This window comes from Candidatus Methanomassiliicoccus intestinalis Issoire-Mx1, from assembly GCF_000404225.1.
Taxonomy (GTDB): Archaea; Thermoplasmatota; Thermoplasmata; order Methanomassiliicoccales; family Methanomassiliicoccaceae; genus Methanomassiliicoccus_A; species Methanomassiliicoccus_A intestinalis.
The window spans coordinates 1,816,680-1,832,170 of sequence record NC_021353.1 but is presented as its reverse complement, the minus strand read 5'-3'; the positions used below and the strand labels follow the sequence as shown (position 1 = coordinate 1,832,170).

Genomic DNA, 15,491 nt, shown 5'->3' with positions numbered 1-15,491 from the left:
AATTTTAAGGCTGTCTTCGTATATTGAATATTATTGCGGCAAACACGCTGGAAAATGCTCCATACATTGTCATTACTGCTGCTGATGTAGTTAAGTCTGGTACTGATACAAATGCCGAGGAATGTTCTTCAACAGCATTGCTTATGGCGTCAACAGAATAGTACAAGCTGTACCACGGTTCTCCAAATTCTCTAGCACTCTCAACAATTACCATTCCCAATACAAAAAATATCAATAGGCCTGCTGCTATAGATACTAACCCTTTATTACTTATTGAGCTGAATAACATGCAAACTCCTACTGCTGCAAATATATATAGCATCGTTAGCAAAAACGAAATCCACAGATTTTCTGATACGTAACCTAACTTGTATGATGCAGCTGTAATTATTATTGCATAGCATATTATTGACATCATAAATGTACACAAATATGCGGAAATAAATTTTCCAATAAACACTTGATTTCTGCTTACTGGCTTTGTGAACAGAACTAAACCACTTCCAGTTTCAAATTCTGAAACTAATGAATCCGATGCGAGTATTATTGATGAAAATGATATCCCCATTGTGGCAGCTCTGATAAGTCTTCCTACATAATCGCGGTCTCCAAAGGCGGATGATATAACAAAATCTACCTTTATTAATGAAATACCCATTATTAAAATTATTACAGCCAACGCCAATAGCAGTTTTCTATCGAACAGTGATCTTTTAATCTCAAAGCGAGATACGGATGCGATTCTCTCAATGTATACTTTGTAATTAATGTCAATCACCCCTTGTTGCTTCAATAAACACATCTTCCAATGAATCAAGAGATTCCATGCCGTATACAGGTATATCCATTTTAATCAGAGCTGCTAATAGCAGTTGCTGGTCTGTGATGGATCCATTTAAACTGATTTGTATTCCATCACTTGTCTTTAGGGCAGAAGTTACATTTGGCAATGCCTTTACTTTGAGCAAATCATCTTCTGATGGAATATCGACAGTTCTTACCAGCAAGTTTTTGATACCGTTTTTTGATAATAATCTTGAGGGTGCACCTTCTTTGACAATTTTTCCATGATCCAATATGAGTACTCTATCACATAGCATGCTTACTGAATGCAAAACATGAGAGCTTAGGAGTATTGCGGTACCAGCACTGTTTAAATCCTTTAACAATAAGGATATATCATTCATACCTATCGGATCCAATCCCGAAGTGGGTTCGTCAAGGATGAGCATCTTGGGGTCATTCATAAGTGCTTGTGCAATGACAATCCTTTGTTTCATCCCTTTTGAAAATGTTCTAGTTTTTTTATCCTTCCATTCTGTCATGCTTACTTTTTCTAGAACTTCATCTACTTTTGAATCGAGCTTTGATTTTTGGATATTAAATATTCTGCCTACATAATTTAAGATATCTGATGGCGTGGCATTATGATATAATTCTGGAGTACCTATTACGCAGCCCACACAATTTAGTGCATCGCTTGGATTTTGAGTCACATCAATTCCATTAAGTGTTACTGTGCCATTTGATGGGAGCATCAGCCCAGAGAGGATTTTAAGTGTAGTTGTTTTTCCTGATCCATTTGGGCCAACTATTCCTACAAACTCACCCTCCTCTACTTTGAATGTAATATTGTCAATGGCCTTGAATCCTTTATACCCGGCAGTAAGATTTTTTATATAGGCGACTTCGCTCATGGAGCTCCCCATCCATAGTTTGCAGATTGGGTGACTTCTGAAGTGATGTTGCCATTATTGTCATAAGTCACTTCAGTTAGTGCATATTTAACTTGGATTGATAATATCTCAGTATTGAAAGGGTCTTCAGATTCTGTTTCCATCAGTATTGTAATATTTCCAAACTCGTATCGATTGTTTGCACATGTGTTACCTATCTTCTCATCAAAAATTCGATATAATCTACCATTGATGTTTGTAAAATCTGTATCCATTACCCCAGATGGATAGAATCTTGCATAAGTTGAGACTATGACACTGCCCCCATCGTTTATGAGCGATACTCGACAGTATTTACTTACGTCTTTATCTAGCAGTAGATAATCTCCATCTGCAATCCTTGCTGATGAAACACAGTCAATTTTTAAAGTTGATTTTAATTCTTCGTTCTGTAAATCCTTTAGACTATACTCCCATGGTCCAACGGCTTTACCTTCTATTGGGATGCCACTTTGTGGATATGTTATAACACTTAGTCTAATATTAAACTGCCCTATTTTATCACCTAAAGTTTCATTTAATAAGAGACTATTATATCTGCAAAATATATTCATGATCCGCATATCTGGCTCATAGATATGGAATTCGAATTCTGCACCATTTTCTTCAAAAATGTACATTGAGTAATCAGGATTAATTATGTCTTCTGGGCCTCCTAGGATTGTATTCTCAATTCTTTTAGATCCAATCGGGGCGCTATTATATTTATTGAGATGAAGATCATGCATGTCACACGATTCCGAATTTCCAAGAACAACATTTAGATGTAATTTTGAAATAATCTCATCCCTGTCTGTATATATGCACTCTAGGCTTGCATTAGAATTCCGTAAGTCTACATATTGTTCATCATCATCTACGGTTATACTGCCACTAATATTGTAACTCACATTGTATGGGGGAGTAAGAGCATCACGTGGGTGTACTGATGAATGGTATTCTGAGAGCACTGTAATTGATGCGATTAGTATTATGATTGTAATTGCAAATGCAATCATTGCTTTTTTCATTTTTTTCATCATGTTCTGCTCCCTCCATTAGATGATAAATAGTATCATATTAAAAAAATACGTGTCTAAACATTGGACACATTGATATAGTATTATGCATCATTGCAACAGCCAATATTATTTTTTCATGAATCATACCTCCATCTTTGGATTGATTGAGGGCTGCACATAATCTTTGGGCTTCAATCGCATTAATTAATACTACTATTCAATTATAAATGTTACATATAATTTCTCATTTTATAGATTATTTAATATTTGTTAGTAAGATGCTGATGTATAATACTGGTTTTATGCAAATCATTACTGGATAATCTAACACTATTTATAGAATCTATAGTATTTCATGTTACTGAAAGATTTATCAAAATTTTTACATCTCAACATTCATTGTTCATTTTATGACAAAATATATATATATATATATATATAAATACCTATATAATATTATATGGTGTGAGATCGCTCTGTATATCTATATGATTACAGAATAAGCACACATCTTACATAAGAAGAATCTAAATCTGTTTCAATCTCTATTTGTTATTATTCTTCCAACATCACTGAGACTGTTTGATGCTGTAGATTTCATAAGTTAGATTGTTGTAACTTAATCTTGTATCTGTTAGTTTTTACTATTCTACAAGCAATACTTAATTTAATCATGTGAATCAAAAGCATAGCCATAAGCACTGAACTACGATATAGTATATCGTAATATACTAAACTGAGGACAGATATGTTTATAGGTAGAGAGCAGGAACTGAAAAAACTAAACAAAATGTACCAAAGCAGCAAGCTGGAAGTAGCAGTAATCTACGGCCGCCGCCGAGTTGGAAAAACAACACTAATCAATGAATTCTGTAAAGATAAAAAAACAATATTCTTCGCATCTTTGGAGAGCAGTGTAGAACAGAATTTAGAATCTCTTTCTAATGCAATTAATTATGCTGATACCGGAATTTCATCCAATGCCATATACAAAAGTTTCTCTGATGCCTTTGATAAAATCAAAGAAATGGCATCTTCAGAACGATTGATTTTTGTGATTGATGAATTCCAATATTTAGCTCAAGCAGAGCTCAGCATTTCTTCTCTTCTTCAAAACTATCTTGATCACCATTTCAAAAATACAAAGCTGTTTCTCATCATCTGCGGTTCTTCAATGCGTTTCATGGAGAATCAGGTACTGCGGTATCAAAGTCCTCTTTACGGTCGTTGCACCGCTCAGTTCAAAATTATGCCGTTTGATTACTTTGACACGGGAAAATGGTTTCCCAAGTATTCGTATGAAGACAAAGCAGTAATGTATGGCATTACTGGTGGCATACCCATGTACCTCGAGCAATTCTCACCTGAGAAGAATGTGAAAGAAAATTTACTGGACTGCATATTTGATAAAAATGCAATGCTCTTTGAGGAGCCGTCAAATCTTCTGAAACAAGAACTCAGAGAACCTGCCACATACAATGCAATAATCACTGCAATTGCATCTGGAAAAACAAAACTGTCTGAAATATCTTCGACAGTGGGGCTGGAAACCGGGTTATGTTCTAAATATATTACAAATTTAATATCACTCGGCATTCTGAAAAAAGAAACTCCTGTGACTGACCCGAACAGCAAGCGTCCCATATATCTGATTGAAGACTTTTTCTTCCGTTTCTGGTACACGTTTATTCCGAACAATATGGCTGCAATCCTGTCAGGCAGAATCAGGCAGGCTTACAAGGAATCAATAGAAAGCAGACTTTCTGACTATATGGGTCTGGTCTTTGAAAAAATGTGTAAGGATTTCATGCTGTTTCATGATGAGAATCTTCCATTCATCATAGGAGAGATAGGTCAATGGTGGGGAGCGGACTCTAAAACAAAAAAACAGGTGCAGATTGATATCGTAGCCGCTTCAATAAACAAGCAGGAAGGAGTAATTGGTTCCTGCAAATACTGCAATAAGCTAATCGGCGAAGATGATCTGAAACTAATACAGGCGTATGCTCAAACGATGAATCGATTTGACAGATGCTACTATTTCCTATTCTCGAAGTCAGGCTTTACTTCTTCTCTAAAGAAATGTCACCAGCCTGATGTGAGACTGATAACTCTTAGTGATCTGTACTCAAAATGATCACTCGTTATCATATGGTGCCTATCGCAATCAATATGCAGCTCAGATATTTCTTCATCTGATTGCTGGAGAGCGCTCAGACTGAGAAAGAGCTTCATCGTTTCTGCGTGCTCTCAAGCCGAACAGATACACTCATCCGTGTTGTATTCTGCAGCTTCGATACTGCATTTCAATCTCTTTTAGACTAAAATCAGGCGAGACAGAAGCTCATAGTTTTTTTTGATTATCTTGAGCAGTATAACCGCTTTGATCTCCGCTGTTTTTTTGGTATCATTCATCAGCAGCGCGGGAATCGACACATCAATTTTACTGCTCTCCGATGATTATGCAGATCATAAACAGAAATATTCATTTTCTGAAAAACTACAAATAGCTATAGAAAGTATCAACCAGTATGCCCACCAGACAGCCTATTGTAAGCGTTCTTGGTCATGTTGACCATGGCAAGACCACATTGTTGGACCAGATCAGAGGTACCGCTGTGGTTAAAAAAGAAGCCGGGGCTATCACTCAGCATATCGGTGCTACCGAGGTCCCGATAGAGCATATATACGCTGTCTGCAAGCAGATGATCGGCAGCAAGAAGTTTGACATGCCGGGTCTTCTTTTTATTGATACGCCGGGGCATCAGTCTTTCACATCTCTGCGGGCAAGAGGGGGCTCCCTGGCGGATTTGGCTGTACTGGTTATTGATATCAACGAGGGAATAATGCCCCAGACTCTCGAATCCATCTCGATTTTGAAACGTTTCAAGACTCCTTTCATCATTGCAGTCAATAAAGTCGATCTGATTGAAGACTGGACTGTTAACAAGGATGAGCCGTTTGCCTTGAATGTAAGAAAGCAGTCGGACAAAGCGGCTGCCAGTTTTGATGATAAGTTTTACAAAATAATCGGGGAGCTGTATGAGCACGGCTATACTGCAGACCGCTATGACAGAATCGAGGATTTCACCAAGTCGATAGCGATTGTGCCCATCTCAGCTAAAAACGGCATCGGGCTTCCAGACCTCCTGCTGATGCTGATAGGACTGGCCCAGAGGTTCCTGGAAGATACCTTGGAGAAGGAAGAGGGACCAGCCAAAGGTGTGATTCTTGAAGTAAAAGAGGAGCGCGGACTGGGGCAGACAGTCGATGTAATCATCTATGCAGGTACCCTGAAAAAAGGAGATACAGTCATTCTCGGTACCAAGGGCAAACCGCTGGTGACTAAGGTAAAAGCAATCCTCAAGCCGAAGCCTCTCGATGAGATCAGAGATCCCAAGGACCGTTTCGACTCTGTAAAAGAAGTCAGCGCCGCCATCGGCGTGAAGCTGATGTGCCAGAGCCTGGAGGGTGTGGTCTCCGGCGGTCCGCTGAGAGCCGCAGGCGCAAATCCAGATGAGGCCAGAGATGAGGTCTCCAATGAAACTAAAGTCAATATAGAACTCAAAGATGACGGCATTTACATCAAAGCCGATGCACTGGGATCATTGGAGGCTTTGGCATATGAATGCAACAAGGCCGGCATTCCGATCCGCAAGTATGATACAGGGCTCATCTCCAGAAAGGATCTGATTGATGCCTCCGCATACGGAGAGTCGGTTCACCGGGTCATCATGGGCTTTAACGTAGGTCTTCTGCCTGACGCCAAAGATGCCCAGCCTAGCTATCCCAACCTTAAAGTTTTCACCAGCGATGTCGTGTACCGCCTGATTGAAGAGTACACCGAGTGGATGGAAGAAGAAAAGAGGCGCCTGGATGAGGAAAAAAGGTCAGAGTTCGCCTTTCCGGGAAAAGTCCGTCTGCTGCCCAACTGCGTCTTCAGGGCTTCCAAGCCTGCCATTGTCGGGGTCAGGGTACTCGGGGGAAGAATCCGTCCCGGACAGTCTCTGATAGATATAGGCGGCAATACTGTAGGCAAGATCCGTTCCATCAGGGACGGGGAAGAAAGCATAAAGGAAGCTATCCAGGGTGATGAAAAGGCGGTTGCCATTGACGGTCCTACGGTCGGCAGGCAGATCAATGAAGAGGATATTCTTTACGTAGACCTCAGGGAAACATCCATCAAGGAAATGGAAAAGATGGATATCACTGAGGATGACCGTATGGTAATCGAAGAACTCAAAGAGATAAAAAGGAAGACTGACAAGTTCTGGGGAATGTAAACACCTTATGGATATTTATTTATCTGAAAGTGTATTCTAGGAACGAACACTATTTAAATGGTTTAATTAATGCGGGTTGGGTTTACTCAAACCCATGTGTTATACCACATATGTTACACCGTGGGGGAAAATGAATGACACTTTTTGTTGAGGACACCGGACTGCGGGGAGTCAAGGCTGCCACAACCAAGATCAGTAAAGTTGATGGACAAAACGGCATCCTGCTCTACCGAGGCTATCGCATAGAAGAACTGGCAAGAAAGTCTACGTTTGAAGAGACTGCATACCTACTTCTTTATGGGTATCTACCGAATAAAGAACAGCTTGAAGAATTCTCTGAAGCTGTAAGAGAGTACAGAAAACTTCCCGATGATTTAGGAAGTTCCCTGAAATCGTTGTCCCCCGCTACAGATCCGATGTGTGTGCTTCAGTCCAGCATACCAGCCCTTTCCGCCCATGCTCCCGCCAGCGGAGAAACAAAAGAGTGTAACATGAAAAAGGCGATTCACATAATTTCCTCAATGCCGGCAATCATTGCCGGATGGAAGAGGATAAAATGCGGAGAAGAGCCTCTGAAGCCTAAAGAGGAACTCTCGACCGCAGCTAATTTTCTTTATATGTTTAACGGCGAAGTCCCCGATGACAATCTTGCAAGGTTCATGGACATCGCCATGATTTTACACGCCGACCATACTTTTAATGCCTCTACGTTTGCAGCCAGGGTTGTAGCGTCTACAGGTGCCAATATGTATGCGGCTCTTTCTGCCGGCGTAGGCGCCCTTTCCGGGCCTCTGCACGGCGGTGCGAATGCCCAGGTCATGAGAAACCTCATTGACATGAATGATCCTGATAAAGTGGAAGAATGGGTTACCAAGCAGTTTGAGCGCGGCAAACGTGTAGCCGGAATCGGACACGCTGTTTACCGCACCACCGATCCGAGGGCGACAATCCTGCAGGAAATGGCATATGATCTGCTTAAAGACCATCCTGAGTTTCAGTGGTATGAAATGACTGAAAAGATGGCTGAGGTGACTCAGAAGCTGTTCTATGAGAAGAAAGGCAAGGCAATCTATCCCAATGTCGATCTCTACAGCGCTTCAATCTATCACGCAATGGGAATTCACCATGACTTTTTCCCGCCTGTTTTTGCCATGGCAAGAGCTGCCGGCTGGACTGCGCATGTGATTGAAGAGAAGTTTCCTGATCCTCCTGTCAAGCCTGTTCTGTACAGGCCTTCCAGCATTTATGTCGGAGAGGAGATCAGAGAATACACTGACATTTCTAAACGGTGAAGCCCCGGCATGCCTGCAGATTTCTTCGCGGCTCTGCGTTCAGCAGGCGGCAGTGCGACTGAGATAGACATAATGGTCACTCCCAACGCCAAAACTGCATCTGTCTGTACAGTCGATCAGTGGAGAAAGAGGCTCATCATCAAAGTTCAGGATCTTCCGCTTGAGGGAAGGGCAAACAATGCTGTTGAATCCCTGCTGAAAGATTTTTTTGGAGTTCCTGTTGAAATTATCAGAGGACATGCAGATAGACATAAGACTGTACTCGTCCATCAGGATATCGAGAGCGTAGCTGCGCTTTTGGTGGAAAATGAAAGACTTAACAGATGTTCTGGAAAGAGTTGAAAAGATTCTTTATGAGCTGAGGGTAAGACCTGAAAACGCTATTATCATAGTTGAGGGAAGGAAGGATGTAGAAGCCCTTCACAGTCTTGATATCGGAGGGGACATCCTCAAGATCCAAGACTCAAGGAAAAGTGTTTTTGCTGCTGTTGAAGACCTTGCAGCCCGCGGCAAAGAGGTTTACATCCTGACAGACTGGGACCGCAAAGGCGGACAGCTTGCTTCTTTACTCAGAAATGCTCTGAAAGCTAATGACATCCCGTATAACGACAGTGTGAGGACTGAGCTTTCAAAGCTCTGCAAATCTGAGATTAAGGATGTCGAGTCTCTGCCTTCATACATCGCCCTTCTGAAGTCTCGTATCTATGGGCAATAAATAACACCTAACCGATACCTCCTCAGATGAATTCTGCAGCAAAAGGGCGTTTTATCGTATTCGAAGGGATAGACGGTGCCGGCAAGAGCGAGCTGTCGCGCAGGCTCTCAGAATACCTTGCTTCTCTGGGAATCGATACAGTTTTGACGGCAGAGCCTTCAAACTCCTGGATCGGGGACGTCCTGAGAACTGAGTCCAAGACTACGGGGCCTGTTGCCAATACCCTGTTTTATGTTGCAGACCGTGCTGAACATACTTCGCAGATCAAGAAGTGGCTCAATTCCGGCAGATGGGTTCTCTGCGACAGGTATGTCGGCAGCACTCTTGCGTATCAAGGAGCTCTTCTTTCTGACAAAGTTGAAAACGCTTGGAACTGGCTGAAGGAGATAAACAGGCCTGCCGCCATCTCTCCAGATGTTACATTTCTGCTGAAAATCTCTCCTGAAGAAGCGATGAACCGTTTGAATCTCAGGGCAGGCATTCCCGGCAGGTTTGAAAAGTTCAATTTTCTGAAGAAAGTAAGCGATAATTACGATCTTGTCGCTTTTGAGGATTCTTCTTATGTGATTGTTGATGCTTCAATGAGCCGCGATGACGTTTTTTCGTATGTTCTCAGCAGGCTGCCTGAAATTTAGGCATTTATGATTCTATTTTGATTTTGTGATCATTGCAGACTTTGATCTGATCATGATCATTGGCACTTTTCAGCATGCTGCTGTAGACCTTATTTAATGAATTTTATAACCGGAGGAAGCTTGATTTCTTTGATTTTGATGTTTGTCTCGATCAGAACTCATCATTTTCGATGAACAATAATTTCTTTGTTTTTTTAGTCAAATGAATAATGAGCATGAGAGCAAGATAGTTTGATTTTTTGATTGATTTTACGAGTGTGTAGTGAAATCGCAGTCTTGAGAAATTGCGAGAGAATGCAGTCTGCTGTGTTGAGTGTCTGCATATGCTTTCTGATCGATCTAATGCTGCCTGCAATGCGTTTTAAGCCGTTTTCAAGCCGTTTTAGGCTTTTGTTGTTAACTCGATCAATGAGATGCGCTTCTGAGAGAGTCTGCAAAGCTTAGGAAGGCAGAGAAGCAATCAATCGCTTTGATCGTTACAATCGATTTAATGACGCGTTTAAGCTTTGCATATGTGATTTATCGCGTACGCGCGCAAAGCAGGCGGAGAAGGCGTTTATGAAGCGTTTTAAGTGTTTTTAGCAGGCAGATTACTGTCTGTTTTCTTCTTGAAATTCGAAAGGTTATACGCGTAATTTCTCATCAAAAAGCGTCGATTTTTTGAAAAATTTCGAAAAGCGAAAAGGGGGCAAACTTGACTTAAAAAGACGGGCAGGGGGCTATGCGTATGCGCACGCGCGCGCACATTATAAGCAACCTTTGCGAAAACGATCCCTGCAGGAAATTCATATTTAATGATTTTCCCGTTTAGATATTACACATTCAAAGGCTGGTACAAAGACGCAGCATTAGAAACAGAATGGGACTTCGATAAAGACGTAGTCACAGCAGACATAACCTTATACGCCAAGTGGGAAACAAAGGACCCTGACAGACCTACTTACTTCAAAGTAGAATACAATGCAAACGGAGGAGAAAGGGAAGTTCCGAAGTCGGAACTTCACTTCTCAGCGAATTTGTAACTGTCAAATCGTCAGAGCTGTCAAAGAATGGATACATCTTCAAGGGATGGTGCGACTCATTCACTCAGCAGACATACTTGCCTGATGAAGAATTCAGAATGCCTAACAGAAATGTCTGTCTGACAGCAGTATGGGAAGAAAGCAGTCCTCCTACTCCTGGAAAAGAAGTCACAGTCACATTCGTAGTAGACAACGCTTTCTACGGAGAATCAAAGACTCATATCAACACAGCATTAGGAGAATCAATGCAGCCTGATCCTGTCAAAGAGGGATATGACTTCGCAGGATGGTATACAGAAGACGATCAGGTCTTCACAGCAGATTCAATAGTAAGCAGTAACATGACAGTCTATGCAGACTTCAAATTAAACAAGGACTACGTCATAGTTACTTTCGTTATAGATAACGAAATTTACTTGGAGAAAGTCTGCAGGAAAGACAACATTCAGGAACCTAATATCCCTTACAGATTAGGAAAGGAACTGAATGCATGGTATTCAGACAAAGAGTTACAGAACAAATTCAGTTTTGATTCAGTAGTATCAGAGGATCACATAACACTCTATGCTGAATGGAAACAAGACGAGAATGTAATGATCTGGTTTATTTTCATACTCTTCGCAGCATTCATGGCAGCAGTGATAGCATCAGCAAAGAGAGTGTCATTCTTCATCAATGAGAATGACGAAGAGAAGTATGCATCAGTAATCATGTTCGGAAAGGGAACTCTGGGAGACAGACTTCCTCAGATTCCTGACAGTCAAAACTTCTCAGGCTGGTACTCAGAATCAGGAGAACTGATAACAGAAGAATCAGAGATCACTCAGAGCATGAAAGTCTATGCTCACTGGAATGAGTGATCTCAAACCTCTTTTCTTTATTTAGCAAAAAGGTTAAACAAGATAACTCAATGCAACAGTATGCATCCATCCAAGGGAATCCAATACACTAAAAGCAGGATTCTAGAAGGAAAGAAGATCATTCTCGGCGTAACAGGAAGCATTGCGGCAGTGCAGGCCTTTGAGTTATCCAGAGAGCTCATGCGGCACGGCGCAGATGTTCATGTAGCAATGACTCAGGATGCAGAGAAGTTCATAACGGCAGTCTCAATGCATTTTGCCACAGGCAATGAGGTTACGACAGAGATAGACGGCAGAACTCAGCACGTATCATTTTTAGGAGAATATGAAGGACAGGCAGATCTTCTGCTGATCTCGCCGTGCACTTCCAATACAATCTCGAAAGTTGCAGCGGGAATATGCGATACCTCAGTAACAACAATGGCCTGCGTGGCTCTGGGAACAAAGGTACCGTTAATGATCGTGCCGGCCATGAATCTTGCAATGTATGAGAACCCGGCAGTGCAGAGAAATGTTGAATTTTTAAAGGGTGCAGGAGTGACATTTGTCGGTCCAGACATCTCAGGCAAGAAAGCTAAGAATGCAGGTACGCAGGAAATTGTGGAAGCGGTCATAACCAAATTGGGAAAAAACAGACTGGCGGGAAAGAAGCTGCTCGTCATAGGCGGAGCTGCAAGAGAAATGATTGATGATGTCAGAGTGATCTCAAACATCTCATCAGGAGAAACGGCAGTGGAACTGGCATTGGCAGCCGCGAGGCAGGGAGCAGAGACAGAACTGTGGCATGCATCGATGTCGGTAAGCATCCCGGACTTCATAAAATCGAAAAAGTTCGAATCCGTAAATGACTTAATCAAGATGATTCCAGACGAGAACGAATACGACATCGTCCTCGTACCTGCAGCCTTGTCTGATTACTCACCTGTAAGGCAGAAGGGAAAGATCTCATCAGATGAGGAGCAGATCACTCTCACTCTGACAAAACTTCCCAAAGTCCTTCCTCAGCTGAGAAGAACAGCCAGGTTCCTTGCAGGCTTCAAAGCGGAAAGCACAGGCGGGGAAGAGCTGATCAAAAAAGCAAAAGCACGCATGGACGAAAACTCGCTGGATATGATAGTGGCCAACAACATTCTTGACGTCTCTGAAGGAAAAACAAAATCAAAGATAATTCTCAAAGACGGAACGATAGAAACTTTCGAAGGAAGCAAAGCAGAGCTGGCAGAAAGGATCATCGAAAGCATCGCGGAGCATATTGAATGAAAGCAACAGCTTTTTGCCCGGGACACATCACAGGTTTCTTCTCGCCGAAAAGGCACCGGGATCCTTTAAGATCAGGATCGCTGGGGGCAGGCATATGCATAGACCAGGGGGCTGTAACAACTCTCTCTGCAACTGAAGGAAACAGAAGCATCAAGGCAGCTGTGGATGGAAATGCAGCGCCTGTAACAGAAACAGCTTTAGACCTGCTGCTGGGAGACAGAGAATTACAGATCAGGTCGGAAACAGTCCTGCAGCTTCCCTGCGGTGCAGGCTTCGGGACAAGCGCAGCGGGCACGATTTCGGCAGCTGCTGCATTATGCTCAATTCTTTCATTGAGCAGAGAAGAAGCAGTAAGAGCAGCACACATAGCAGAAATAAAGCACAACACCGGCTTAGGGGATGTAGCAGCCATTTCCAGATGCGGAGTCACATACAGGCTGAAGGAAGGAGTGAAGCCTTACGGGAGAGTGGAAAGACTGGACTGCACACCGACAATCACCGCCTGCGTCTTCAAAAATCCCCTCAGCACAGCGGACATTTTAACAGATAAAGAAAAAAATAAAATAATTTCCAAGGCAGGGGAAAAATGCATTGCAGAGATGAGGCGCAGTCCCAGCCTGGATAACCTATTCGCATTGAGCAGAAGATTCACAGACGAAAGCATGTTGGCTTCAGAAGAGGTAACGGAAGCCCTCAGAGCCCTGGGAGACACTCAGGCTTCAATGATTATGCTGGGAAACTCAGTCTTCGCTCTCGGCAGCGGAGCAGAAGATATACTGAGCTCATTCGGAAAAACGTTCGTTCTGCATACAGATACAACAGGACCGAGAATTCTCACTCGTACAGAGTGAACAGGACAGTATCCCCCTCGACATCAAAGAGGCCTATTCTGGCGCCGCAGTCCAGCCACCCGTGGGCGTAGTTGACGCTGGCAAAGGCATTGACATAGTCGCCTGTTTCTTTGAAGTGCACGGCATCGCTGTAGTAGGAGCGGGCCATATTCTCAAAGTCTTCAGCCATTCGTCTTGCGAATGACTTTTCAGGAGCAGCAATTTTTATCTTGTCTAAGGCGCGCTTTGTTATGTCAAGATATTTAATGATTTTTTCATCAGTAATCACATTCATCAGGAATCACCGTAACGCTTTCTCCGCCATGCCTGCTTTCGCGGGGGCGGACTTCAACAATCAAAGGCATCTGGATACCGCCGCCGACACACATGGCGACACCGATGGGAAGACGCTGAATCTCATCAGCCATGCTGGCGGTGAGGCCTTCCACAGAGCCGGAAATGGCTTTGAGGTCATTGGGATTTGTAACTTTTAAAATGATCTGGGTATTGCACTGGCTTAAGACATTCTTGTCGATCTTGGCAGCTCTCTGGCTGATTATCGCCAGACCGAGACCGAACTTTCTTCCCTCAGCGGCGATGGTCCTGAAGATCTTCGAAGACGCGACAGTGCCCTGCTGCGGGCAGAAGTTGTGGGCTTCTTCGACAACAAGCATCATCGGCGGAACTGCATTGACTTTCCTCAGTTCAAACAAGGCAGTGCAGATTCTATTGACAATTAATTCTGAAAGCTCCGGCGGAGTGCCTTTGAGATTGACAATCGTTGTCATGTTCTTCTTGACAAGCTCGGAGATCTTTGTTCCCGAAGGCGCGAAGATCTTAGCATCGTCAAGATACTGCAGCTCGCAGATCAGAGCATAATTGTTCATGTCGTCCTCTCTTTCCAGCACGCTTATCACGTCTTTGAGGGAATAGTCCTGTTTTGAGTTTCTCAGCGCATCAATGGCTTTCTTGAGGAAGCTGAGATGCATCTTGCTGTTTTTTATGTTGGTCAGAGAAAGAATGTCGTTGGCCTCAAGATTGGAAAGGGTGAATTTAAGAGGCAGCGCATCAGGATTGGACACAGGGTCTGTGGCAAACTCAATTATCCTGTCTGCGTACCCGTGGGGCTCGACATGAAAATCCCTGGAGGTCTCAAGCACGCTGCCAGCCTCCTTCATCGAACCGTACTCGCCGTGCGGATCCAAAACCAGAACGGTAACGTTGTGCTTGATCAGCTCTTCAAGCAGATCGCCGCAAAGAAAGGATTTCCCGCCGCCGGTCTTGGCAAGAATGCTGACATGCTTCTGTACCAGAGAGTTGATGTCCAATTCCACCCTGATGTCATGCCCGTACAGCAGACCGATGTAAGCGCCTGTTTTCGTATGCTCCCTGAGTCCGAGGGACTTCTTGATAATCTCATCTTCAGCATGATACACATACTGCCCGGCCCTGAAGGGAGTGCGGGGAGTCTGGAGAAGTCCTCTTTCATCGCGGTAGCCGATGATCTCTATTTTGGCAGTGGTCTTCTCATGAATATCAACTTCCTGCCTCTGCCCGATCATCCTGGCTTTTTCCAGGGACAGGTCGGTCTTCCGCTGAATATCAGCAACCTGTCCGATCACCCAGCCGGCTTCCTCATGCTCAATCTGCACATACTCCAGCTTCTGCAGCTTGGAAAGAACGCTGATGTTAAGCACAGCGGTTCCGACATCGCCGTAGATGATACCGGCGGCTTCATCAGACAGACATTCAGAAAACATTTAGCGCATCCCGTCTGCTTAATCGAAATAGAAGATTTATAGCTAACGACTTGGAAGACCGCAGGCATTCCAGTTCTGACTGGAAAATTATAATACT

At 43.1% G+C, this 15,491-nt stretch carries 15 protein-coding genes; 10 read left to right on the top strand and 5 right to left on the bottom strand.

Annotated features, from left to right (window positions below):
- Positions 1–4 precede the first annotated feature (4 nt).
- The 3 genes from H729_RS08870 to H729_RS08860 are packed head-to-tail and all read right to left on the bottom strand — an operon-like array spanning position 5 to position 2,758.
- A complete protein-coding gene (locus tag H729_RS08870) occupies positions 5–778 on the bottom strand; it encodes an ABC transporter permease (protein ID WP_020449671.1) in 774 nt (257 codons plus the stop codon).
- The gene (locus tag H729_RS08865) at positions 771–1,697 is read right to left on the bottom strand and encodes an ABC transporter ATP-binding protein (RefSeq protein ID WP_020449670.1); all 927 of its coding nucleotides are present in this window, start codon (positions 1,695–1,697) and stop codon (positions 771–773) included. Before H729_RS08865 ends, H729_RS08870 begins: the two co-directional genes overlap by 8 nt.
- On the bottom strand, positions 1,694–2,758 hold the full coding sequence (locus H729_RS08860; RefSeq protein ID WP_020449669.1) for a hypothetical protein: 1,065 nt from the start codon (positions 2,756–2,758) through the stop codon (positions 1,694–1,696). Before H729_RS08860 ends, H729_RS08865 begins: the two co-directional genes overlap by 4 nt.
- Positions 2,759–3,485: 727 nt before the next feature.
- Here H729_RS08860 and H729_RS08855 point away from each other — a divergent pair.
- From H729_RS08855 to H729_RS08810, 10 genes are all read left to right on the top strand, one after another.
- The gene (locus tag H729_RS08855; RefSeq protein ID WP_020449668.1) at positions 3,486–4,874 is read left to right on the top strand and encodes an ATP-binding protein; all 1,389 of its coding nucleotides are present in this window, start codon (positions 3,486–3,488) and stop codon (positions 4,872–4,874) included.
- A 394-nt stretch (positions 4,875–5,268) separates the two neighbouring features.
- Positions 5,269–7,020: a translation initiation factor IF-2 gene (infB, locus tag H729_RS08850; protein ID WP_020449667.1), complete on the top strand. Its 1,752-nt coding sequence runs from the start codon at positions 5,269–5,271 to the stop codon at positions 7,018–7,020.
- Positions 7,021–7,154: 134 nt separating this feature from the next.
- On the top strand, positions 7,155–8,312 hold the full coding sequence (locus H729_RS08845; protein ID WP_020449666.1) for a citrate/2-methylcitrate synthase: 1,158 nt from the start codon (positions 7,155–7,157) through the stop codon (positions 8,310–8,312).
- Positions 8,313–8,321: 9 nt separating this feature from the next.
- On the top strand, positions 8,322–8,654 hold the full coding sequence (locus H729_RS08840) for a DUF167 domain-containing protein (RefSeq protein WP_020449665.1): 333 nt from the start codon (positions 8,322–8,324) through the stop codon (positions 8,652–8,654).
- On the top strand, positions 8,620–9,027 hold the full coding sequence (locus H729_RS08835) for a toprim domain-containing protein (RefSeq protein ID WP_020449664.1): 408 nt from the start codon (positions 8,620–8,622) through the stop codon (positions 9,025–9,027). Before H729_RS08840 ends, H729_RS08835 begins: the two co-directional genes overlap by 35 nt.
- Before the next feature lie 26 nt (positions 9,028–9,053).
- A complete protein-coding gene (tmk, locus tag H729_RS08830; protein WP_020449663.1) occupies positions 9,054–9,662 on the top strand; it encodes a dTMP kinase in 609 nt (202 codons plus the stop codon).
- Between the two features lie 794 nt (positions 9,663–10,456).
- Positions 10,457–10,684, top strand: a complete 228-nt coding sequence (locus H729_RS08825; protein ID WP_020449662.1) for an InlB B-repeat-containing protein — start codon at positions 10,457–10,459, stop codon at positions 10,682–10,684.
- Entirely contained in the window at positions 10,618–11,544 is a 927-nt protein-coding gene (locus H729_RS08820; protein WP_335324212.1) for an InlB B-repeat-containing protein, read from the top strand. Before H729_RS08825 ends, H729_RS08820 begins: the two co-directional genes overlap by 67 nt.
- Positions 11,545–11,604: 60 nt before the next feature.
- The gene (coaBC, locus tag H729_RS08815) at positions 11,605–12,804 is read left to right on the top strand and encodes a bifunctional phosphopantothenoylcysteine decarboxylase/phosphopantothenate--cysteine ligase CoaBC (RefSeq protein WP_020449660.1); all 1,200 of its coding nucleotides are present in this window, start codon (positions 11,605–11,607) and stop codon (positions 12,802–12,804) included.
- Complete coding sequence (locus tag H729_RS08810; protein WP_020449659.1) at positions 12,801–13,655, top strand: pantoate kinase; 855 nt, start codon at positions 12,801–12,803, stop codon at positions 13,653–13,655. The genes coaBC and H729_RS08810 overlap by 4 nt, the downstream gene beginning before the upstream one ends.
- Here the strand turns inward: H729_RS08810 and H729_RS08805 are convergent.
- Positions 13,639–13,929, bottom strand: a complete 291-nt coding sequence (locus H729_RS08805) for a DUF357 domain-containing protein (protein ID WP_020449658.1) — start codon at positions 13,927–13,929, stop codon at positions 13,639–13,641. The genes H729_RS08810 and H729_RS08805 overlap by 17 nt on opposite strands.
- Entirely contained in the window at positions 13,913–15,394 is a 1,482-nt protein-coding gene (locus H729_RS08800) for an ATP-binding protein (protein ID WP_020449657.1), read from the bottom strand. The genes H729_RS08805 and H729_RS08800 overlap by 17 nt, the downstream gene beginning before the upstream one ends.
- Between the last annotated feature and the right edge of the window lie 97 nt (positions 15,395–15,491).

Bases quoted from the DNA above. Each gene is read 5' to 3' on its own strand.
- H729_RS08865 (WP_020449670.1), bottom strand. From the start codon at position 1,697: ATGAGCGAAGTCGCCTATATAAAAAATCTTACTGCCGGGTATAAAGGA.
- H729_RS08860 (WP_020449669.1), bottom strand. From the start codon at position 2,758: ATGATGAAAAAAATGAAAAAAGCAATGATTGCATTTGCAATTACAATC.
- H729_RS08855 (WP_020449668.1), top strand. From the start codon at position 3,486: ATGTTTATAGGTAGAGAGCAGGAACTGAAAAAACTAAACAAAATGTAC.
- infB (WP_020449667.1), top strand. From the start codon at position 5,269: ATGCCCACCAGACAGCCTATTGTAAGCGTTCTTGGTCATGTTGACCAT.
- H729_RS08845 (WP_020449666.1), top strand. From the start codon at position 7,155: ATGACACTTTTTGTTGAGGACACCGGACTGCGGGGAGTCAAGGCTGCC.
- H729_RS08840 (WP_020449665.1), top strand. From the start codon at position 8,322: ATGCCTGCAGATTTCTTCGCGGCTCTGCGTTCAGCAGGCGGCAGTGCG.
- H729_RS08835 (WP_020449664.1), top strand. From the start codon at position 8,620: ATGAAAGACTTAACAGATGTTCTGGAAAGAGTTGAAAAGATTCTTTAT.
- tmk (WP_020449663.1), top strand. From the start codon at position 9,054: ATGAATTCTGCAGCAAAAGGGCGTTTTATCGTATTCGAAGGGATAGAC.
- H729_RS08825 (WP_020449662.1), top strand. From the start codon at position 10,457: ATGATTTTCCCGTTTAGATATTACACATTCAAAGGCTGGTACAAAGAC.
- coaBC (WP_020449660.1), top strand. From the start codon at position 11,605: ATGCATCCATCCAAGGGAATCCAATACACTAAAAGCAGGATTCTAGAA.
- H729_RS08810 (WP_020449659.1), top strand. From the start codon at position 12,801: ATGAAAGCAACAGCTTTTTGCCCGGGACACATCACAGGTTTCTTCTCG.
- H729_RS08805 (WP_020449658.1), bottom strand. From the start codon at position 13,929: ATGAATGTGATTACTGATGAAAAAATCATTAAATATCTTGACATAACA.
- H729_RS08800 (WP_020449657.1), bottom strand. From the start codon at position 15,394: ATGTTTTCTGAATGTCTGTCTGATGAAGCCGCCGGTATCATCTACGGC.